We start from the raw sequence: 22994 nt of genomic DNA on the forward strand, positions 1-22994 counted from the left end.
TCACTTTTCTGTCAATCTGAACTCCTTAATCAATAACCGTATGTACCGAATCCTTTTTCTTCTGCTTTTCCTTTTAGCACAGATACGGCCTGCAAATGCCCAGAAAACGCCCGTTCGTAAACCCCAGGAACTACACATCCCGATGACAGCCGAGCGGTGGAGTTATGCACCGGGGCAGGTTGAATTTCTGGCTGGCAAAGAGGCTGGTATCATGAAAATCATAAAAGGCCCCAAAAGCATCGTACTGAAAGACGTAACGTTCAGTAATGGCACTATCGAATACGATGTCGAACTTACAGGCCCCGGTTTTCCCGGTATCAATTTCCGAATGGATGCCGAACAGCAGAATGGCGAAAATTTTTATATCCGTTCGTTCGGCAAAGTAACGCCCGATGTACGAACCACACTGCAATATGCTCCCATCGTGAAGGGAATGAGTATGTGGGATTTAACGGACGAATACCAGACGGGGGCAACCATCGCCGAAACGGGCTGGAACCACGTAAAACTGGTGATTTCGGGTCGGCAGATGAAAGCCTATGTCAACGACATGAGCAAACCAGCGCTGATTGTGCCTGAATTGGAAAGCCCGGAAGGGTCAGGGGCTATCTCGCTGAGTGGTTCGGTCAATTATGCCAATTTCATTATCAAACCTGATGGTACCGAAGGGCTCAATCCAGAAGCCGGCTATAACATCGTCGCCCACGATACGCGCTATCTGCGAAACTGGCTGGTCAGTGAACCTTTCCTGTTGCCATTTGGCAAAGAACCGGTTATTGGCGTACAGAGCACCTATGGAAAAACAGGCCGGGCCGAACTCCCCGATAGCACTACGCGCTGGTCGCCCATCAGTGCCAAAAACCGAAACATGGTCAACCTGAGCCGACGCTTTGCCCATAAAGATGGTGAAGTACGTCTGATGGCCTGGCTCAAAACTACTATACAATCCAGCAAAGCGCAGGAGCGGCTGCTGAATCTGGGCTTTAGCGACGAAGTATGGGTTTTCGTGAACGGGCAATTCCTGTATGCCGACAAAAATTATTTCGGAACCCCGCAGCAAAAATTCCCCGCTGGCCGGTGCACGATTGACAACACGAGTATCAAACTTCCTCTGAAAGAGGGTAATAACGAAATTCTGATTGGACTGGCCAATTATTTCTACGGTTGGGGTATCGTTGCCCGACTGGACGATACCGTTGGGATTCAGACCATGAAATAAGTGCCTTCATAATCTATTATTTTCCTGACCATGTTCCGAAACTACCTCACCATTGCGCTACGCAATTTTAAGCGTCAGAAAGGCTTTACCCTGCTCAATCTGGCCGGACTGGCTACTGGTCTCGCCAGCGTTACGCTGATTTATTTGTTTATTCTCGACGAAAAAGGGTTCGACCGGTTCCACCCCGACTCCAATAATCTCTACATCCTGGGGACGCATAGCAGGAGCAATGGTCAGGAACGAACCTCCGCCTATGCCGCCGGAGCCTGGCTGAAAGCACTGAAGAGTCGTTTCCCGGATGTTGTTGGCGGTACGCAACTGGTATCATTGGGCTACCCTGCCTCATTCTGGGATAAAAAGGCGGATAAAATTTTACTGTCGGAGAATGCCTTCTGGGTGAATCCCGATTTTAAAGAGGTGTTTCTGTTCCCTCTGGTATACGGCAATCCCGAAACGGTGTTTGAGAAACCCAATAGCATTGTCCTGAGTAAAACCATTGCCTGGCAATTTTTTGGCGATCAGAATCCAGTCGGCAAAACACTGGAAATAAGCCACATCTACGCTACCAATAACACATACGTACCGCTGACCGTAACGGGTGTGCTGGACGATTACCCGGAAAATTCGCACATCCAGCCCGATTACCTGATCAGTACCGGTATGCTTCGGGCAATGATGACGGCCAATAATCAGAACTGGCAGGAAAACTGGGGCAATGGCGACGGGTACTTCCTGACCTACCTGCACCTTAAACCCGATACCGATATTAATAAGCTACAGCGGTCGTTTTACCAGGTCGTACAGGCCAATGTGACCAAAAATCCTGACCGGGCCTTCGAGCCGGTTATTTTACCACTGAAGGATGTGCATTTCAACGAAGCCCTCCGGTCGAGTTATAACAATAGTCGGATAGGCGATGTTAAGTATCTCTACATTTTTGCCTGCTCCGCTCTGCTGGTGATCATTATTGCCAGTATCAACTACATGAACCTGGCAACGGCCAGAGCCGTCCGGCGGGCGAAGGAAATCGGCTTACGAAAAGTGCTGGGTAGCAATCGACTCCAGCTAGTCTGGCAATTTCTGGGCGAATCGCTGATCACTACGTTCATTGCGTTGCTGATTGCGTTGCTGTTAATAATCATTCTGTTACCCGTATTTAATGAGATTTCGGGAAAGCATTTCACGCTGGCTCATCTGGTGCAGGGCAAGCTGATCGGTATAACACTGAGTACTACGCTACTGGTTGGACTGCTGGCGGGAAGCTACCCGGCGCTGTATCTGTCTGGACTGTTGCCCATCAGTGTTCTGAAAAATGCCCGGTTTGCGAGTCGTGGTTCCGATTGGCTTCGGAAAGGACTGGTTGTGCTGCAATATACGATTACCATTCTGCTGATTGTCTCAACGGGTATCATGATGAAGCAGATGAGCTTTATCCGGCAGTCGACTTTAAGCAAAAGTGGGGATCAGTTGCTGTCCATTCGGTGGTCGGGTATGGCCTCGATGGATAAGTATCGATCGTTAAAGCAGCGCATTCTCGAAGATCCCGATATTCAGGTGGTGACGATGGCCAATCATTTACCCAATCAGGATTATTTCGGTTCACTTGATCACGACGTTACCTTTCCGCAATTGGGCAATCAGGTGTATCAATGGGCGGGCATGAACGGCGATTTTGACCTACCGCAAGCTTTTAACCTGAACCTACTGGCCGGTCGTACATTCCGAAACGACAATCCCGCCGATTCCAGTGCATATTTGCTTAACGAAAGCGCGGTAAAAGCCCTGAATTTACCACTCGATAAAGTGCTTGGTATGCGTCTGACCATCAAACGACCCTATCAGGACCCTGCTCAGAAGATGGAAGGTACAGTAGTCGGTATTGTACGTGATTTCCCGTTCCGCTCTATGCATCACACCATTTCCCCATTAGCAATCAGCGCCCGCCCTGACCCCGAAGACCGGATTGTGTACGTAAAATTGCCCGCCGGGAAGTTTCAGGAGAAAATTGCGGAGGTCGAAGCGAAATGGAAGCAGGTGCTGCCCGGAATAGGGTTCGGACACTGGTTCATGAGTGAAGAATTCGGCCGGATGTATGAAGGCGAAACGCGTATGGCCGGGTTGTTCAAAGCCTTTTCGCTGCTGTCAATTCTGATTGCCTGTTTGGGATTGTTTGGTCTGTCGTCGTACCTGGCCGAACGGCGTACCAAAGAAATTGGTATTCGGAAAGTGATGGGGGCTTCGCTGCTTCAGGTTATGGGTCTTTTGTTTACCCCCTTCCTGACGTTACTGGCTGTTGCCTGTGTATTGGCCATTCCACTAGGCTGGTTCATGATGCACCGCTGGCTTCAGGATTTTACATACCGTATCGAGCTAAATGGGGCCATTTTTCTGCTGAGTATCATTTTGGTGATATTATTGACAGTGGCTGTCGTCAGTTACGAAACGATAAAGGCGGCTTTGGTGAATCCGATTCGCTCGCTACGGTCGGAATAGCGAGCGTAGGGCTGAGGGCATAGGGAAATATCACGTACAGACTATGGTCTCTGATCAATAACCTTAGCCCTGCACCTGCACAAAAAAAGAAAGCCAGACGACGCGAAGTCACCTGGCTTTTGGTTCGCTTAATAGATCGGTTATTACTTAAAATCAGATGCTTTTTTACAGCATCTCCGTCTACCAGCGAGCTACGAATATATAACATCAGCTAAGTAGAATTTGTTAGATAAACTGAAAAATTGTGTAATAATTTTTCAGTTTATTCGCACTCGGAATGAATTGACGGCTGAACGGTGATGATGGGTTCGTGGCAGAAAGTCATTGAATGATTACGAAGCTCACCTGCTTCCGTCCATATCTGGACAGGACACCGTCCGAAAACGGACGGCTTTAACGAAAAAGAAGGGTAAAACAGTCGTTTATAGGCGCTATGCGGCTAAACGGTTGGTTGGCCTTTGATTTGCTATGCAAAAGGGAAAGATAATTTTTATCTGCTGAAAACTATAAGCCGCTTATGAAAGGTACTCAGCTTGGCGAGTTCGAAGAGATAGTTCTGCTGACGATTGCCCGACTCTACGATGATGCCTACGGCGTAGCCGTTTTGGAAGAGCTTAGTGAGCGTTTGGAGCGGCCCATGAGCTTGGGCGTTGTGCATCGGACCATGCAGCGATTAGAAGAAAAAGGGCTGGTTCATTCCCGCTTTAGCGAACCCATCGCCGAACGGGGTGGACGAAGCAAACGCCTGTTTACGGTAACTATGGCGGGCGAACAAGCCTTGCGGGAAGCGCGACGCATCCGAAATGAATTGTGGGACGGTATTCCGAAAACTGCTTTTGACCACCTGACATGAACCGAAACTATAAAAGGCAACAGGAGACGGAGCCACCACGCTGGGCCGAACGACTGCTGACCCGAATTACAGCTCCTCACATCCGGGATGAAGTGTTGGGCGATCTGTATGAATTGTTCCAACGGCGGGTTCTGCGTTACGGGTATACCAAAGCTCACCTGCTGTATGTGCTGGAAATGCTGTTGCTGCTGCATCCCCGACTTTGGCGACAACAGGCTCGATCAGCCCAATTATATACAAAACCAACGGAGTATTCACTACCAAACCCAATGGCTATGCTAAGCAATTATGGTAAAATCGCTTTTCGAAAACTGATTCGGCACAAATCCTATACGCTGATCAATGTGGTGAGCCTTAGTCTGGGTATCGCCTGTGCTATTCTGATCTTTACGCTGATCAAGTACCACCTGAGTTTCGACACCTTCCATGCCGATCAGGACCGGATTTATCGAATTTATACAGAGCTTCATACGGATAAAGTGACTTATAGTACGGGCGTTCCTAATCCGATGGGCGAGGCATTCCGAAAAGGGTACAGTGTCGCGGAAAAAGTCGGACGAATCGCCTTTTTGAAAAAACGGCTGGTGACCCTATCGCCAGAGAAAAAGTTTGAAGAAGATGTTGCCTTTGCTGACCCGGATTTTTTGGACATTTTCAATTTTCCGCTGATTCGGGGTAATCCACAAACGGCGTTGCAGGACCGCAATACAGCCCTGATTACGGAGCGTATAGCCAAACAATATTTTGGCGATGAAGACCCAATCGGCAAGTTGTTGCACATTGACGAGTCGCTTGTTGTGAAGATTACGGGTATTCTTCAGAACCTGCCCGCTACGACAGACTTTCGTTCGGAAATCTATGTTCCCTTCGGCAATTTGCAGGACCATAGCCCCTGGCTGGTCGAAAAAGATTGGTGGATGGGTTTCAACAAAGAAATGCAATGTTTTATCCGGCTTAAACCGGGTGTATCGGCGGCAATGGTCGACACGAAAATCCTTCCGGCCATTACTAATAAATATTATGATAAAGAGTATGCGAAGGTGTTCCGATTCAAATTACAGCCACTTTCCGATGTCCATTTTAATCCCAAACTTCGGGGATACACCGAGAAAAAGAATCTCTGGACTTTCGGCCTGATTGGCTTATTCCTGATCGTTACGGCCTGTGTCAATTTTATTAACCTGGCGACAGCCCAGGCGCTGGGGCGCTCAAGAGAAATTGGGGTTCGAAAAGCGTTGGGAAGTGAGCGGGGAGCGCTGTTCTGGCAGTTCATTACCGAAACGACACTCATTGCTGGAGTCGCCATGATTATTGCGTTGGGATTGGCGTATCTGGTCTTGCCATTTGTTAATCAATGGTTTGAGATAAAACTGGTTCTCAATCCGTTGACGGATGCCTATTTGCCTGCCTTTTTACTAGTTCTGCTATTGATCGTAGTTTTCTGCTCAGGTGCTTACCCTGGTCTGATTCTGGCCCGTTTTCAACCTGTATTGGCGTTGAAAGGGAAACTCTCACAGCGGGCAGTAGGCGGATTCTCCCTGCGGAAAAGCCTGGTTGTCACCCAGTTTGCTATCTCGCAATTGCTCATTATCGGCACATTGATCATTACAAACCAATTACGCTATTCGCAGCAGGCTGATATGGGTTTTCGGAAAGATGCGATGATTATTCTTCCCATACCTGATAATAAAAAGTCAAAAATCAGTACGTTAGGCGCACAACTTTCGGAGATGTCCAGTGTCGAAAATGTGACATTTTTTGATACGCCCCCGGCCACTGAATCCATAGGAAGTACCCCAATTCGCTTTGATTCGCGTCCGAAAGCAGAAGATTTTACCATTTCCGTTAAATCGGCCGACCATCAGTATATCCCTACGTTTAGTATACCCATTCTGGCCGGGCGCAATGTGAATCCGTCGGATACAATCCGGGAATACCTCCTGAATGAAACAGCCGTGAAAGCGCTCCGATTAGCTTCCCTACAGGACGTGATTGGGAAAACGGCTACGATCAATGATCAGCCGGGAACCATCGTTGGTGTCATGAAAGACTTTCACTATAAGTCGTTTCATGCGGCCATTGAGCCACTATGCCTCACGACCCGCAGTGAGGTGTATGGCAATTGCGGAGTAAACGTAAATCCGGCCAATCTGGGGCCAACGCTGGCTAGTATTGAAAGAGCCTGGAAAGCCACGTATCCGTCTGCCATTTTTACGTACCGTTTTATGGACGAGGATATTGAACGGTTCTATAAACTGGACAACATGCTGCTAAGGCTCATTCAGGCATTTGCGGGTATCGCCATTTTTGTCGGATGTTTGGGCCTGTACGGATTGGTATCGTTCATGGCGGCACAGAAAACAAAGGAAATTGGCGTACGTAAAGTACTGGGAGCCAGCACATCCAGTATTCTCTGGTTGTTCGGGAAAGAATTTATCCGGTTGCTGCTGATCGCTTTTGTACTGGCAGCTCCGCTGGCGTGGTGGGTCATGAACGAGTGGCTGGCCAATTTTGTGTATCGGATTGAACCAGGAGCCGGTATTTTTGTGCTGGCCGTTCTAATCACTGTTATCGTTGCCCTACTGACCGTCGGTTTTCAAAGCATGAAGGCAGCCCTGATGAATCCAATAAAAACCTTACGGACGGAGTAGGGCAGAGGGTTTAGTTTTCCTACGCCCTTAGCCCTCTGCGCATCGCTCTTGTCCACGACCGTACAGATACTGTCCGTTTTTGGACAACGGATTTTTTGCTAACCGTGGCTAAAATGCCCTCTCTGACATAGAGAGGGCATTTTTTATTGCTGGCCCGGCATTTGTTATACATTTACACATATAATCCTTACGTATGAAAGGGACTTATTTAGGGGAGTTTGAAGAAGTCGTTTTGCTGGCCGTAGCGATCCGGGCGGGGGATGCGTATGGAGCGGCTGTCGTCAACGAGATTGAGCAACAAATGGGTCGTTCGGTGAATCTGGGAGCCGTCCACTCCGCCCTGAACCGCCTTCAGGAAAAAGGACTGGTTAGCTCCGAAATGGGCGGTATGACGGCCGAGCGGGGAGGTCGCCGAAAACGGCTGTACACTGTAACGGCATACGGGAAGCGGGTGCTGGAAGAGGTTCGACAACTACGCAACCAGATGTGGGACGCCATTCCCCGAACCGCCTGGTCATGAATACTAAAAAATTGGGTACAAATGCACCACCCCGTTTTGCGACTCGCTTACTTCGTTGGTTCCTGGCCCCTCATCGGGCCGAAGAACTGGAGGGCGATCTGGATGAGCTGTTTCAGCAGCGCGTTCGGGAGGTGGGGCTGCGGCAGGCCCGCTGGCGATACGTGCGCGATGTGGTGAGTTTACTACGCCCGTCGTTGATCAAACGAGAAGAGACTTTGTATCCTAGACCAACAAATACAACCATGCTACGGAATTATTTTAAAGTCGCTCTAAGAAACCTGACCAAACACAAAGGGTATTCGGCTATTAATATTGCTGGTTTAGCCACGGGCATGGCTGTAGCCCTACTCATCGGCCTATGGGTCTGGAATGAGTTTGCCTATAATCAGCGCTATGCGAATTATAATCGTATTGCGAGGGTGCTTCAGAATCAAACCTTTAATGATAAGATTGAAACCTGGACCAGCCAGGCAATGCAGTTGGCACCTGAACTACGAAGCAACTACAGTAGTCATTTCAAATACGTTGTTACGGCTGACTTTCCCGGAAAACATCTGTTGTCGCTCGATACGAAGAAAATCACCAATGTCGGCAGCTTTATCGACCCCGACATCACAGAAATGCTGGCGCTGAACATGCTGAAAGGTACACGAGCGGGCTTACGCGACCCATCGTCCATTCTTCTATCCGAAACGACAGCAAAGTCGTTGTTTGGAGATGTTGATCCGCTGAATAAGATCATTACGATTGACAAAAAATGGCCGGTAAAAGTGACGGGTGTTTATGCCGATTTGCCGCTCAACTCGTCATTCCAGGAATTAACGTTTATCGCACCGTTTGAGCTGAAAAAGAAAGATTTGCCCGAATGGCTTAGCTGGGGCAATAGCTGGTTTCAAACCTACGTACAGATAGCCGATAACGCCACGATGGAAACCGTATCGGCAGCCATTAAAGACGTCAAACTGAAACGGATTAGTAGTCAGGACGATGCACGCTTTAAGCCCGAACTGTTTTTGCTGCCGATGAGTCGTTGGCATCTGTATTCGGAGTTTAAAAATGGCGTAAATGTGGGCGGGCAAATTCAGTACGTTCGTCTGTTCAGCATCATCGGCTTGTTTGTACTGCTGCTGGCCTGCATCAATTTCATGAACCTGAGCACCGCCCGCAGCGAGAAACGCGCTCGGGAGGTTGGGGTTCGTAAAGCCGTTGGATCAGTACGCAATCAGATTATGCTGCAATTTTTCAGCGAATCGTTTTTGATTGTCGTCGTCGCTTTCGCCTTTGCCCTGTTGCTGGTGCTACTCGTACTACCGGCGTTCAATACCGTAGCCGATCGCCAGATTAGTATTCCGTGGGCCAACCCTCTGTTCTGGATTGCAGCACTTGGCTTTAGTCTGATTACCAGTTTAGTAGCCGGTAGTTATCCGGCCGTGTATCTGTCGTCGTTCCAACCGATTGAGGTGTTGAAAGGAAACGGTCCGGCGCTCCGGTTCCGCGTGGGGCGACTCGCAGCGCTTCCACGTAAAATGCTGGTGGTGGTTCAGTTTGCTGTTTCGATCACGTTGATTGTGGGCACCCTGATTGTTTTTCAACAGATTGAGTTCGCCCGGAATCGACCGGTAGGCTACAGCCGAAATAATCTGGTGTCGTTCCCGATCAAATCGGACAATCTGATTACCCATTTTCCGACGTTCCGGGAGGAGTTGCTGAATACGGGCGCTATTGAGGAAGTTGCCGCTACCGATTCGCCCATTACCGACACCTACGTGACCAATAGTGGTTTCACCTGGCGAGGGCAGATACCGAATATGGCCGACGAGTTTGTAACCCTACGGACCACCTATGAATTTGGAAAAATGATTGGCTGGCAAATCAAAGAAGGGCGCGATTTTTCAAAGGAGTTTGCCACTGATTCGGCTGGGTTTGTCCTCAATGAAGCTGCTGTTGCCTATATGGGATTCAAGAACCCTATTGGTGAAATTATTAAATGGGGTGATCAGCCTTTTAAAGTCATTGGTGTGGTCAAAAATCTGGTTACCCAATCACCTTACGATCCTGTTAAGCAGACTATCTTTGTCATTAATTACAAACGGCTTAACCTGATCACGGCCAAAATCAATCCCACGAAAAGCGCGTCGGAGGCACTGGCTAAAATCGAAGCGGTTTATAAAAAATACGATCCCGACAACTCGCTCGACTACAAATTTGCCGATCAGGAATACGCGAAAAAATTTGGCGAAGAAGAACGAGTTGGTAAACTGGCCAGCTTCTTTGCCGGACTAGCCATCTTCATTTCCTGCCTGGGTTTATTCGGTCTGGCTTCGTTCGTAATGGAGCAGCGCACCAAAGAAATCGGTATCCGAAAAGTAATGGGTGCGTCGGTGGGTAGCTTGTGGCAATTGCTTTCCAAAGATTTTGTGCTGTTGGTAATCATTTCGCTGTTCATTGCCTTTCCCGTAACCTGGTATTTCATGCAGGATTGGATTCAGCGATACACCTATCATACCGACCTTTCGTGGTGGCTGTTTGCCGCAACGGGTGTGGGTGCCTTAATCATTACCCTGCTGACAGTCAGTTTTCAAAGTATAAAAGTTGCCTTGATGAATCCGGTGAAATCATTACGTTCCGAATAGCATAGGGCCTGGGGCAAAGGGCATAGGATAAGAGTCGCCGTAACCCACCCCTAACCCCATGCTCTTACCCCTTTGCCTTATGCCCAACAACCCGCCCCGCTTTGCCACCTACCTGCTCCATCTGTTCTGCCCACCGCATCGGGCCGAAGAGCTGGAGGGCGATCTGGATGAACTGTTTCAGCAGCGCGTCCGGGAGGTGGGCCTGCGTAAAGCGCGTTGGCGGTATATGCGCGATGTGGTGAGCCTGATGCGACCCAGCCTAATCCGTAGAGACAAGGCATGCCTTGTCTCTGCAAACATAAATAATACATACCCCAAACCAGCACATACAACCATGTTACGCAACTATCTCAAAATCGCCTGGCGGAATTTGCTTCGTAGCCCTGGTCTCAGCACCATCAATATTGTTGGTCTAAGCATTGGTCTGGCGGCTGTTCTGTTCATTCTGCTGTTCGTACAGGACGAAGTGTCGTATGATCGCTTTCATGCCCGTGGTGATCAACTGTACCGGGTTGTCCTGAACGCGACAAGTCCTGAGGGCAACGAAATTGCCAACGGAGCAACGGGGCTGCCACAGGGACCAGCCTTTACTACTGACCTGCCTGAGGTAGCCGCGTTTTGCCGGGTACAAGGGTATGAAATGCTGGTCCGTCACAATCAGGATGCCGTGTACCACCAGGTTATGTACGTCGATACGTCTTTTTTTTCATTGTTTAGTTTTAACCTGCTGGCCGGTGATTCCAGGACTCTGTTGAACGATCCGGGAAGTGTGGTCATTACGGATGATATGGCTCGTACATACTTCGGTACGATCGATGTGCTGAATAAGTTATTAGCCATTGATGCCGGAGGAAATTTCGAAAACTATCGGATTACTGGCGTTGTAAAAACACCCCCAGCCAATTCGAGCATCCGGTTCGATATACTGAGACCGTTTGTTGCATCGCTCTCACCCGATCAGAAAACCTGGGCGCAAAGTGACTGGTCGGATGGATTTCTGAATACCTTTCTGCTGCTGAAGCCTAACGTGCATACGGCCGACCTCGGTGCGATAGAGCAGAAAATGGCTACGGTATTCGAAAAATATGCTGGTCAGCAACTCGCGCAACTTCGTAAAGAGCATGGTTCGTTTCGGATGGCTTATCAGTTGCAGCCTTTTTCGGCCATGCACCTCGACGACCGGTATGAACTCAGCAATGGTCTGGAGCGGGGGTCATCGTCGGTATATTCGTATGTATTGAGTGGGATTGCTGCGTTGATTTTACTGCTGGCCGGTATTAATTTCGTCAATCTGACCCTGGCTCGGTCGCTCCGTCGGACTAAAGAGATTGGTATTCGTAAAGTGACAGGTAGCACACGTCAGCAGTTGATCGGGCAGTTTGTTGGCGAAACCTTCCTGCTGACCCTGCTGGCCTTTGTTCCGGCCCTGATTCTGGTGTATAGCCTACTGCCCGAATTTGGGGCGCTTGCCAACAAGGCTTTAAACGTCCGTTACCTGCTGACTCCCCAGACCATTGGCCTTTTTGGAGCACTTATCGTGCTGGTTACCATACTGGCTGGTTTTTATCCGGCTCGGGTGCTTTCTGGTTTCAACCCGGCACGGGTACTCTACGGCCGATCTGGCCTGATACGAAGCAATAGAACCGACAAATCGTTGCTGGTTTTACAGTTCGTGGTTGCCATTGTACTGCTGATTGGCACGGCGGTACTGCATGGGCAGTTCCGGTACATTCAGACGGCCAATGTAGGCTACGAGCGTGCCAATCGTGTACGTATTTACGTACCCTGGGGTCGCGAGCGGCAGGGCGAACTGCTGAAACAGACCCTTCGCAATCAGCCCGGTATTGAAGCTGTCGCCCGAAAATCAGGAGGGCATCGGGCTGGTACCTATTACGTCAACAACAAAGCGGTAAAGTCGGGTAATGAATGGGTCGATGATCAGTATCTTCAGTTTGTAAACATACCGATTCTGAAAGGTCGGGGTTTGCGGGCCAACAGCCCTGCCGATAGTGCGTCCAACATTCTGGTAAACGAAACCTTTGTTAAGCGTTTCCTCTCGACCGATCGGTCGCCTATCGGGCAGATTGTTCAGCGGCAGGATGAGGCTGCTATCCGGCACGATCTGACGGTGGTTGGTGTCGTCCGGGATTATCAATATCGATCCATGCGCGATAAGTCCGAACCGGTGCTGTTTCAAATTGGCAAGGCCGAGCAGATGAATCAACTTTACGTCAGGCTGAACCCTGCCCAGACGCAGGTCGGTTTGCAGACCATTGAACGGACATTCAGGCAACTCATTCCCTTTCAGCCATTCTCCTATCATTTTATGGAGGATGACCGATTGAGCAATTACGCCGATGAGGCCAACTGGAAGCAACTCATTACTTATGCCGCTCTGCTGGCTATCCTGATTGCAGGCCTTGGGCTGTTCGGCATGGTTTCGCTAACGGTCGAGCAGCGCACCAAAGAAATCGGTATCCGAAAAGTTCTGGGAGCTACTACGTTGGAAATCAATAGTATGTTATCGGGCGCGTTTCTGAAACTGGTATTGCTGGCGTTTCTAATAGCTGCACCCATCGGCTGGTATGCTTCTCGACAATGGCTAGACCGGTTCGTGTACCGGATGAATCTAAACGGTTGGTTATTCGCGTCGGTTGGTCTTTCAGTACTAGTGCTCGCCCTGCTGACGGTTAGTTTTCAAAGCATTAAAGCGGCCTTGATGAATCCGGTCAAATCGTTACGGTCGGAATGATGTAGAGACGCGATCCCTCGCGTCTCTATATAAAAAATACCCCATGAAACCACCCCGTTTTGCCACCTACCTGCTCCATCTGTTCTGCCCACCGCATCGGGCCGAAGAGCTGGAGGGCGATCTGGATGAGCTGTTTCGGCAGCGAGTGCGGGAGGTGGGCCTGCGGAAGGCGCGTTGGCGGTATATGCGTGATGTGGTGAGTCTGTTGCGCCCGTCATTGATGAAAGAAAATGGAAATGAATACCCAACCCCAGCTTTTAGCACTATGTTACGCAACTATCTCAAAATCGCACTCCGAAATCTGGCCAAGAACCGGGTGTATTCCTTCATCAACATTGGTGGACTGGCCGTTGGTATGGCTGTTGCCATGCTGATCGGTCTCTGGATATACGATGAGCTGTCGTTCGATCGATATTTTCAGAACTACGACCGTATTGCCAAGGTCATGCAAAACGGAACTTTCAATGGCGAAGTGTTTCATGGTGAATACAACCCGGCACCTATGGGTCCCGAGCTGCGGACGATTTACGGTGATAATTTTACCCATGTCATCATGTCGTCCTGGACACGCGATCACATTCTGGCATATGGGGACAAAAAATTAACCAAAACCGGCAATTACCTGAGTGCCGATGCACCCGATATGCTGACCCTGAAGATGCTTAGCGGTACACGGGCTGGGCTAAAAGACCAGAATTCGATTTTACTGTCGGAGTCGACGGCCAAGACCTTGTTTGGCGAGGCCGATCCGGTAGGTAAACTGATGAAGATCGATAATAAACTGGATGTGAAAGTGACGGGCGTATATGAAGATTTTCCGTACAATACCGAGTTTCGGGAGATGAAATTCATTGCGCCCTGGAACTTATATGTGTCGTCGGAAAGCTGGGTAAAACGCGCACAGGACAATGTCGAATGGGGTAATTTTTCCTGGCAGGTACTGGCTCAGATTGCACCCAATACTGATTTTGATGCCGTTTCAGCCAAAATCAAAGACCTACGGCTAAAGCATAACCCGGAGGTAGCGTTCATCAAGCCCGTAGTGTACCTGCTTCCCATGCGCAAATGGCATCTCTATTCGGGTTGGGATAAGTCGGGCAACCTCGAAGGCCGGATACAATACGTGTGGCTGTTCGGGATTATCGGGGTGTTTGTGCTGCTGCTGGCCTGTATCAACTTTATGAATCTGAGTACAGCCCGTTCCGAAAAGCGTGCGAAAGAGGTGGGCATTCGGAAGGCGGTTGGTTCCGTTCGGAGTCAATTAATCAGTCAGTTCTTCAGCGAGTCGCTGCTGGTGGTTTCGTTTGCGTTTGTATTGGCTATACTGTTAGTTCTCCTAATCCTTCCTGTCTTCAATGAGGTGGCCGATAAACAGATTGGCATTTTATGGACCAACCCGGTCTTCTGGTTTTGTGGTATTGGTTTTAGTTTACTAACGGGGCTGATCGCGGGAAGTTATCCGGCCCTTTATTTATCGTCGTTCCAGGCTGTCAAGGTACTGAAAGGCACATTCCGGGTTGGAAGATTTGCCTCGATTCCGCGTCAGGTGTTGGTGGTGGTGCAATTCACGGTTTCCGTGACGCTGATTATCGGAACGATCATTGTGTTCCGGCAGATTCAATACGCCAAAGATCGACCAGTTGGTTACGACCGGACTGGATTGATTACGGTAGCGATGAATACACCGGAGTTACATCAGCATTACAATGCGCTTCGGGATGCTTTGATTCAGACCGGAGCCGTTGTTGATATGTCGACCTCATCGGCTCCGGCAACGGATCTAAACTCACAAAATAGCGGCTTCGATTGGGAGGGTAAAGACCCGAACTTCAAAGACAACTTTGGAACGATTGCCGTTACGCACGATTATGGCAAAACGGTTGGCTGGCAGTTTGTTCAAGGTCGCGATTTTTCCCGGCAATTTACCAGCGATTCATCGGGCATGGTCATCAATGAAACCGCTGTGCGGTATATGGGTTTGAAAGACCCGGTGGGTAAACAGGTTAAATGGAATGGTAAGCCATACCGAGTGGTGGGAGTTATAAAGGATATGCTCATGGACTCGCCGTTTAAGCCTGTTTATCAGACGGTCTATGTTATGGATTATGGCTGGGCAAATGTCATCAATATCAAACTCAATCCGGCCCAAAGCACCAGAGAATCACTGGCTAAAATCGAAGGTGTTTTCCGTAAATTCAATCCCGGCAGCCCGTTCGATTATCGCTTCACGGATCAGCAATATGCCCTAAAGTTTGCGGCCGAAGAACGGATCGGTAAGCTGGCTTCGGGCTTTGCCATCCTGGCCATTCTAATCAGTTGCCTGGGTCTGTTTGGGCTGGCTTCCTTCGTAGCCGAGCAGCGGACAAAGGAAATAGGCGTGCGCAAAGTACTGGGCGCATCCGTAACGAATGTATGGGCGCTGCTGTCCAAAGACTTTGTGATACTGGTTGTTATTGCTTTTAGCATTGCTACACCTATAGCCTGGTATGGCCTAAACAACTGGCTTCAGAAATATGAATACCGCACCGAAATATCCTGGTGGATTTTTGTGGCAGCCGGTTTAGGCGCTTTAGTCGTCACGTTGCTGACGGTCAGTTTTCAAAGTATCAAAGCTGCGTTGATGAATCCCGTTAAAAGTTTGCGAAGTGAATAGTCGGAGAAAGTATTCACTGTTTTCAGAAACAAAAAAAGCCGGAGCGAATGGCTCCGGCTTCAATAATACGATTACTGGCTTACTTATAGGTCGGCAATCGCTTTATTGATTTCGTCTTTCGTTTTTCCGGTTTTTTGCTGGATTTTTCCCCACATTTCGTCTTCCTGACCTTCCTGATAGGTTAAATCATCGTCGGTGAGGTCGCCATAGGCTTGTTTCAGTTTGCCTTTCATTTCGTTCCAGCCCCCTTTCACGGTTGTCTCGTTCATGGTCGTAGTGTTTATAACGTTGAGAAATTAGTGTAATCGCCCTGATTACATAAGTATAACTATGCCATGACGGAATTGTTTTGGGCAATATGAGTTGCAATCTGGTCAGAATCGATGGTAAGATTATAAATAACACCCGTAATTGGTGTTGTATATCCCAGAAAGTAAAGCCCTTTGAGGGGCGGATTGCTGAACCAAAGCTGTTTGGGATAGCCGCGATCATTTAAAATCTGTGCGGCCAGGGTCGAGTCCAGAAACGAAGTAAGTCCCGGTCGGTAACCGGTTGCCAGAATAATAGCATCGAAGGGAAGTTCGCGCCCGTCGGTAAAGGTGACCGTTTTAGCGTTGACTCGTTCAATACCCGGAACAACGGTGATCTTTCCGGCCTTAATCTGATCGAGCGTACCGATGTCGATAACGGGAATCACACCGCGTCGGGTATCGTAGGACGGCGGATGGGCCGGTTTTCCTAGCCCATAGGCCGATACATCGCCAACGCTGATTTTCTGCGAAAGTCCAGCCACAAAGTCATAAAACCAGGTCGGAAATTTACTGAGGAAGATCGCCGTCGGTTGAGCGGGTCGCCCGAACAAATCGCGCCGGATGATATTGATTGCTCTACGAACGGAAATAAAGGGTTTGGCTCCATAGTCCAGTAAATCGAGCGCCAGTTCAGCACCCGTGTTTCCCATACCTACAACCAGCACATTTTCGTCGCGGAAGGGTGCGCCATTACGATATTCGCAGCTATGCCAGATAATGCCCCGGAAATCGCGCTGGCCTGGTAGTTCTGGAATATTCGGTATGCGGTTATAGCCCGTTGCCACCACCACCTGCTCACCCGTAAACGTATCGGTTTCGGTCTGTACCTGCCACTGTCCGTTGGCTATTCGTTGAAGCCCAATCACTTTCTGGTTGTAGTGTGGACGAATGTTAAACTGTTCGGCATAACGTTCTAGGTATTCAACCACCTGTAGGCGAGGTACATACGTTGGGTAATTGCTCGGATAAGGAAAGTGGGGGAGAGCCGAATGTTCTTTTACGGTATGCAGATGCAGCCGATCGTAGTGATTACGCCAGGCAAAACCAATGTAGTCGCTGGCTTCCAGAACCGTAAACGGGAGCTTTCGGTGAGCCAGTTGCCCGGCAATGGCCAACCCCGCCGGACCAGCCCCAATGATGATTGTTGACATGGGTGTACCGTTTATGGTGTACGGTTTACGATTGCGCTGTACTAGAAGAATGAACGCTGACAGGCGGAGCCACCATAAACCGTAAACCGGTTTTACCTACTTGATCCGGGTCCAGGTTTGAGTTTTGCCAATCAGTGAGATACCCATATAGCCTCGTACGTCCAGCGTATTAGGGTCTTTCAGCGTCATTTTGCAATTGTACTCTTTCCCATCTTCCGGATTATAGATTTTACCATCGCTCCAGACATTGCCTCCGTTGTATTTAAAATTATACATGATTGGTAAATTCATCAGGGGGCGGGTTCGTTTGGAGGGGTCGCCATTGCGGATGTCTGTTTTTGGCTTGCCCGTTGTGGGGTCATTGGGTTCGCTAAGCCAGATAAGTTTACCAAAATAGGTGCCTCCGCGCTTATAAATTTGCACATGCCCTTTTTTCGTACCATTTAGCCAGGTGCCCACTACCGCATCAGAGTCGTCGTCGGCAATAAAAGCAGATTGGGCAATGAGCAGAATGAAGATTGCGACCAGGTTACGTAGGGTTTTCATAAGTACTCGTTAATTAAAATGAAACGGTAAATTTGCTGTATTAACGTAAATATGGACTAAAAAGTCTGAACCCAGATGCCACATATCCGTAGATTTACAGGATTTTGAGTTCGGGAGATTCCCGAATTGGCTCAGGTATTCTATGTGAATTAATCAGTAACTATGTTTCATCGAGATCCCAACCGGACCTATCCAACCGAAACCGAATCGCGGGTAATTATTCGGTTTCAGGATTGCGATCCTCTTCAGCACCTCAACAACGCAAAGTATTTCGACTATTATTTTAATGCCCGTGAAGATCAGGTAGCCAAACTCTACGACATTAACTATGGCCAGATGTTTCGGGAATTGAAAACGAGCTGGGTCGTATACCAGCACCAGATTGCCTACATCCGACCCGCACTGGTGAGTGAGTGGGTACGCATCACCTCCCGGCTGATTTATTTCAACGAAGATACCCTCGTTGAAGAGTTTTTCATGACCAACGATGACAAAACGGAACTGAAAAACGTGCTCTGGATGACGTCGAAGTACATTAGTGTGCAAACAGGTAAACGTACGCCACATACCCCCGACGTTATGGCCTATCTGGAAGCAACGAAGTATCCGCACGTCGGTTATCCAGAAGTAAATTTTAACGACCGTATTCGCGAAATCAAGCAGGAACTCGTCCCGGTCAGGGTATAGAACAAGCTCTTTCTGACAGGATTGACATGATTTTCAAGACTAATCCTGAAAATCATGTCAATCCTGTCGAAAAAAAACATGTTCTACGCCCGTTTGAAAAAAAGTTTGTAGTTTGTCAGTGCGTGGCCTGGAAGCAATTCTGATCAGGCTTCGAACTCACAAACTACAAACTAGTTACTGAAACCCTCTCTACTGTGCGTCTGCTCAATAACCTCACTGTTCGTGTTCTGATTGCCATTACGCTGGGCATTCTGACCGGCTATTTCTTCCCCGAAACGGCGGCTAAGCTAAAACCCCTCGGCGACCTGTTCATCAACCTGATCAAGATGGTAATAGCTCCTATTATTTTCCTGACCATTGTGTTGGGCATCAGTAATATGGGCGATCTGAAGAAAGTGGGCCGGGTAGGCGGAAAGGCATTGCTCTACTTCGAAGTGGTTACTACCGGTGCTCTGGCAATTGGGCTGTTGCTGGCCAATGTCATTAAACCAGGCGCTGGTGTGCAAACGGCAGAGGTGAAAGGGGGCGACATCAGTAAATATGCCGAGCAGGGTGCCGAAATGGACTGGACCGAGTTCTTTCTGCACATTGTTCCAAGTAATGCCATCAAAGCGTTTGCCGAAGGCGATATTTTGCAGGTGCTGGTCTTTTCCATTCTGTTTGGGGTTGGCCTGACACGGATGGGCGAAACCGGAAAGTCGCTGATTCAGACGTTTGAACGGCTTTCGAAGGTGTTTTTCAATATTCTGGGCGTGGTGATGGTGCTGGCTCCATTGGGGGCCTTCGGCGGTATGGCGTTTACCATTGGCAAGTATGGACTGAGCACCTTATTGCCGCTGGCCAAACTGATGGGTACGGTGTATGCTACCATGTTTATCTTCATATTCGTTGTCCTTAATCTGATTCTTCGCTACTACAAAATCAGTCTGTGGGCTGTTCTGAAATTTATTAAGGAAGAACTGCTGATCGTACTCGGAACGTCGTCGTCGGAGTCGGCTTTGCCGCAGATTATGGAAAAGCTCGAAACGCTGGGCTGTTCGCGGTCGGTTGTGGGGTTGGTTGTTCCGGCAGGCTATTCGTTTAATCTGGATGGCACAACCATTTATCTGGTGATGGCAACCGTTTTTCTGGCGCAGGTGTTCGGAATCGACCTGTCATTAGGGCAGGAGTTGACCATTGTTGGGATTCTAATGATTACTTCCAAAGGGGCTGCCGGTGTAACGGGTAGTGGATTTATTGTGCTGGCCAGTACGCTTACCGCCATTAAAGTTATTCCGGTAGAGGGATTGGCATTACTACTGGGTGTCGATCGGTTTATGTCGGAAGCCCGATCGATTACGAACATTATCGGGAATACGGCCGCTACTATTTTTATTGCCAACAATGAGGGCGAGTTCGACCGGACAAAATACAACCGGGTATTGAAACAGGAAGCCGAAAACGAACTGGCAGACTATAAGTATTAAACAGCGGCTTACAGGCCCCAGCGGGCACAAAGAATCTCTCACCTGACTCTTTGTGTCCACTGGGGCTATGTGGACAACGGGCTACTTAAGCTTATAAATTTTTTATTCTTTTTCGGGGATTAAATTAAACCATTTAGTGAGCACTTGTTCAAAGAGGCAAATACAACCTGAAAATAGTTGCTACCATGAACAAAGTACTGATAACGGCCGCAACGCTGGTCGTTCTGCTCACCACCAACGCGCTGGCACAACGTTATGGCTATCCTTCGCCCAACAATTATCCGTCGCAGCCAGGCTATAGCCAGGGATATGGTCAGCCAAATTACAATTATGACTACGACGATTATCAGTTCGACCGTCACCTCGACTGGTGGGATCGCGAACTGAATCTGTCGCGCAGGCAGGAGCGCGAAATTCGCCGTATTCGGAATCGATTTGAACAGCAAACCCGTGGCATTGACCCGCGCGACCTGCGCCAGCGTGATTTCTTCCGGCAGGCCCGCCAAAGTCAATTTTTCGACATGATGGCCGTGTTGAGTCCTCAGCAACGCGACCGGGTAATTGATCGGATGCGCCCCTACGAACGGTCGGCCAGCCGTGGCCGTGGGTATGGCAACGACCGGAGAAACTATCCGAGAGGGTATTGATTGGTGAGAGGAGTGGTGTATGTTGGAAGCAGCCGATCAGTTTGATTGGCTGCTTTTTTGTTGACCCTCTTTAGAGCTACCAGCAAACGATGTATGCCATTCAGCCGCTGCTATAACCGCAGATGCAACGGTCAATTGGTGGAGTTGTCTTTGTTTCGTATTTTTCAAGGAAACTCATACCACAATACTGTATGTTAATGCATCAACAGATCAAAAAAACGGGGGTGCTGCTGACTTTAGCCGTTACAACAACGCTGGCTCAGTCGCCGGTAACGCCAAAACAATCTAAGATGACCCAGAACCCATTTCTGGTGCCGTATTCGACACCTCACCAAACGGCTCCATTCGACAAAATCAAAAATGATGACTACCTGCCTGCCCTGAAAGAAGGCCTGGCTCAGGGACGAAAAGAAGTCGATGCCATTGTTACTAATCCGGCAAAACCTACCTTCGACAACACCATTGTGGCCCTTGAGCGGTCGGGTAATTTGTTGGGTAAGGTAGCGTCGGTGCTGTTCAACCTAAACAGTGCCGAAACAAGTCCCGAACTCCAGAAAATTGTTAAGGAAGCGTCGCCGTTGCTTACCGAATACGGGAATGACATTACGCTGAACGAGAAGCTGTTTGATCGAATAAAAACCGTTTATGATCATCGGGAAAGCCTCAAACTCGATCCGGAGAGCAGTATGCTGCTTGAGAAAACCTACAAACGGTTTGCCCGGAATGGCGCTAATCTCGACGAAAAAGGTAAAGAGCGGCTGCGGGCTATTGACAAAGAACTGTCGCAACTGTCGCTTCAGTTTGGGGAGAACGTACTCAACGAGACCAACGAGTATCTGATGGTAGTGACCGATGAGAAAGACCTGGCAGGATTGCCTGATTTTGCTCGCGAAGCCGCCAAAGCAACGGCTCAGCAAAAAGGGAAAGAAGGATGGGCGTTTACCCTGCAGGCTCCCAGCTATGGCCCTTTTATGCAGTATGCCGATAACCGTGAACTCCGCAAAAAACTCTTTCTGGCCTACAACGGCCGGGGTTTTCATGGCGACAAAAACGATAATTCGGCCATTATCGAAAAAATCGTAAACCTGCGCTATGAACGTGCTAATCTGCTGGGCTACAAAACCCACGCTGATTTTGTGCTGGAAGAAAGCATGGCTGGCTCAAAAGATAAAGTACAGTCGTTTCTCGACGAACTCGTTACCTATGCTCGTCCGGCAGCCGAACGTCAGCTTCTTGAGCTAACAACCTATGCCAAAGCACACGGATTTACGGAAGACAAACTGCAAAGCTGGGATAATAGCTACTATGCCGAAAAGCTGAAAAAAGAAAAGTATGACCTCGACGATGAAACGCTGAAACCGTATTTTAAGCTGGAAAACGTGCTCGATGGTGTTTTTACGGTCGCCAACAAACTGTATGGAATCACCTTCAAAGAGCGCAGCGATATACCGGTTTATAACTCGGAAGTAAAAACGTTCGATGTTTTTGATCGGAATGGCAAATTCGTAGCGGTGTTCTATGGCGACTATTTTCCGCGTGCCGGTAAGCGTAGCGGTGCCTGGATGAACGACATTCAGGGGCAGAAAGTGGAGAACGGCGAAAACATTCGTCCGCATATTGTTAATGTGTGCAACTTCACTCGTCCTACCGATACCAAGCCGTCTCTGCTGACTTTCTATGAAGTAACAACACTCTTCCATGAATTTGGCCATGCCCTGCATGGTATGCTGGCCAACGGAAAATATGAAAGCCTTACCGGAACCAGCGTTCCACGCGACTTTGTCGAACTGCCTTCGCAAGTGATGGAAAACTGGTGCTACGACCCCGAAGCATTGAAACTCTTTGCGAAGCACTACCAGACGGGCGAAGTGATTCCGAACGAGTTGATTGAGAAGATTCGGGCCAGCCAGAATTTCCTGGCGGGATTGGCTAATCTGCGCCAGTTGCGGTTTGGTCTGGTCGATATGTATTACCATAATCAGAAACCCACCGGCGAAAGCATTTCGCAGGTTGAAGGAAAAATTGATTCGGTGGCCAACCTGTTTCCCCGCGTTGAAGGAACGGCGTTTAGCCCGGCATTCTCACACATCTTTGCGGGCGGTTACTCGGCCGGCTATTACAGCTATAAATGGAGTGAAGTGCTCGATGCCGATGCGTTTGAGTTCTTTAAGGAAAAGGGAGGGCTCGACAACAAAGAAGCTGCCGAAAGCTTCCGTAAGAATGTGCTGGAGAAAGGTGGTAGTGAGAAACCAATGGAATTGTATAAGAAATTCCGGGGGCGCGAACCATCACCCAGGGCCATGCTACGCCGTAGCGGTTTGGTTTTATAGCCATCGCTATTCCATAGAAACAAAAAGGCTACTGCTGAGAAGCGGTAGCCTTTTTGTTTCTATGGAATTTATTGACGTGAAT

15 protein-coding genes are annotated in these 22994 nt (G+C 48.9%); 12 read left to right on the plus strand and 3 right to left on the minus strand.

Annotated features, from left to right (window positions below; genetic code table 11):
- The first annotated feature begins 40 nt into the window (after nt 1–40).
- From WBJ53_RS12545 to WBJ53_RS12580, 8 genes are all read left to right on the plus strand, one after another.
- Nucleotides 41–1219: a hypothetical protein gene (locus tag WBJ53_RS12545; RefSeq protein ID WP_338876468.1), complete on the plus strand. Its 1179-nt coding sequence runs from the start codon at nt 41–43 to the stop codon at nt 1217–1219.
- Between the two features lie 30 nt (nt 1220–1249).
- Nucleotides 1250–3712 carry an FtsX-like permease family protein gene (locus WBJ53_RS12550; RefSeq protein ID WP_338876469.1) on the plus strand — a complete coding sequence of 821 codons (2463 nt, stop codon included), beginning with the start codon at nt 1250–1252 and terminating at the stop codon, nt 3710–3712.
- Nucleotides 3713–4229: 517 nt separating this feature from the next.
- Nucleotides 4230–4565 (plus strand): helix-turn-helix transcriptional regulator, encoded by a 336-nt coding sequence (locus tag WBJ53_RS12555; RefSeq protein ID WP_338876470.1) that lies wholly within the window; start codon nt 4230–4232, stop codon nt 4563–4565.
- Nucleotides 4562–7216 carry an ABC transporter permease gene (locus tag WBJ53_RS12560; RefSeq protein WP_338876471.1) on the plus strand — a complete coding sequence of 885 codons (2655 nt, stop codon included), beginning with the start codon at nt 4562–4564 and terminating at the stop codon, nt 7214–7216. Before WBJ53_RS12555 ends, WBJ53_RS12560 begins: the two co-directional genes overlap by 4 nt.
- A 193-nt stretch (nt 7217–7409) precedes the next feature.
- Nucleotides 7410–7736, plus strand: coding sequence for a PadR family transcriptional regulator (locus WBJ53_RS12565; RefSeq protein ID WP_338876472.1), 327 nt, complete (start codon nt 7410–7412; stop codon nt 7734–7736).
- A complete protein-coding gene (locus WBJ53_RS12570; protein ID WP_338876473.1) occupies nt 7733–10369 on the plus strand; it encodes an ABC transporter permease in 2637 nt (878 codons plus the stop codon). The genes WBJ53_RS12565 and WBJ53_RS12570 overlap by 4 nt, the downstream gene beginning before the upstream one ends.
- 58 nt (nt 10370–10427) lie before the next feature.
- Nucleotides 10428–13121 carry an ABC transporter permease gene (locus WBJ53_RS12575; protein WP_338876474.1) on the plus strand — a complete coding sequence of 898 codons (2694 nt, stop codon included), beginning with the start codon at nt 10428–10430 and terminating at the stop codon, nt 13119–13121.
- Between the two features lie 43 nt (nt 13122–13164).
- On the plus strand, nt 13165–15774 hold the full coding sequence (locus tag WBJ53_RS12580) for an ABC transporter permease (RefSeq protein ID WP_338876475.1): 2610 nt from the start codon (nt 13165–13167) through the stop codon (nt 15772–15774).
- Between the two features lie 83 nt (nt 15775–15857).
- Here WBJ53_RS12580 and WBJ53_RS12585 read toward each other — a convergent pair whose 3' ends face one another.
- From WBJ53_RS12585 to WBJ53_RS12595, 3 genes are all read right to left on the minus strand, one after another.
- Nucleotides 15858–16043, minus strand: coding sequence for a CsbD family protein (locus tag WBJ53_RS12585; protein WP_338876476.1), 186 nt, complete (start codon nt 16041–16043; stop codon nt 15858–15860).
- Between the two features lie 59 nt (nt 16044–16102).
- Nucleotides 16103–17236: an NAD(P)/FAD-dependent oxidoreductase gene (locus tag WBJ53_RS12590; RefSeq protein WP_338876477.1), complete on the minus strand. Its 1134-nt coding sequence runs from the start codon at nt 17234–17236 to the stop codon at nt 16103–16105.
- 96 nt (nt 17237–17332) lie between these two features.
- Nucleotides 17333–17782 carry a DUF2147 domain-containing protein gene (locus WBJ53_RS12595; protein WP_338876478.1) on the minus strand — a complete coding sequence of 150 codons (450 nt, stop codon included), beginning with the start codon at nt 17780–17782 and terminating at the stop codon, nt 17333–17335.
- A gap of 162 nt (nt 17783–17944) precedes the next feature.
- Between WBJ53_RS12595 and WBJ53_RS12600 the strand changes: the two genes are divergently transcribed.
- From WBJ53_RS12600 to WBJ53_RS12615, 4 genes are all read left to right on the plus strand, one after another.
- Nucleotides 17945–18469: an acyl-CoA thioesterase gene (locus WBJ53_RS12600; protein ID WP_338876479.1), complete on the plus strand. Its 525-nt coding sequence runs from the start codon at nt 17945–17947 to the stop codon at nt 18467–18469.
- Nucleotides 18470–18663: 194 nt separating this feature from the next.
- Nucleotides 18664–19935: a dicarboxylate/amino acid:cation symporter gene (locus WBJ53_RS12605; RefSeq protein WP_338876480.1), complete on the plus strand. Its 1272-nt coding sequence runs from the start codon at nt 18664–18666 to the stop codon at nt 19933–19935.
- A 185-nt stretch (nt 19936–20120) separates the two neighbouring features.
- Nucleotides 20121–20582 (plus strand): hypothetical protein, encoded by a 462-nt coding sequence (locus tag WBJ53_RS12610; RefSeq protein ID WP_338876481.1) that lies wholly within the window; start codon nt 20121–20123, stop codon nt 20580–20582.
- Between the two features lie 290 nt (nt 20583–20872).
- Nucleotides 20873–22912, plus strand: a complete 2040-nt coding sequence (locus tag WBJ53_RS12615) for a M3 family metallopeptidase (RefSeq protein ID WP_338877186.1) — start codon at nt 20873–20875, stop codon at nt 22910–22912.
- Nucleotides 22913–22994 lie beyond the last annotated feature (82 nt).

The sequence above is a fragment of the Spirosoma sp. SC4-14 genome (genome assembly GCF_037201965.1).
GTDB lineage: Bacteria > Bacteroidota > Bacteroidia > Cytophagales > Spirosomataceae > Spirosoma.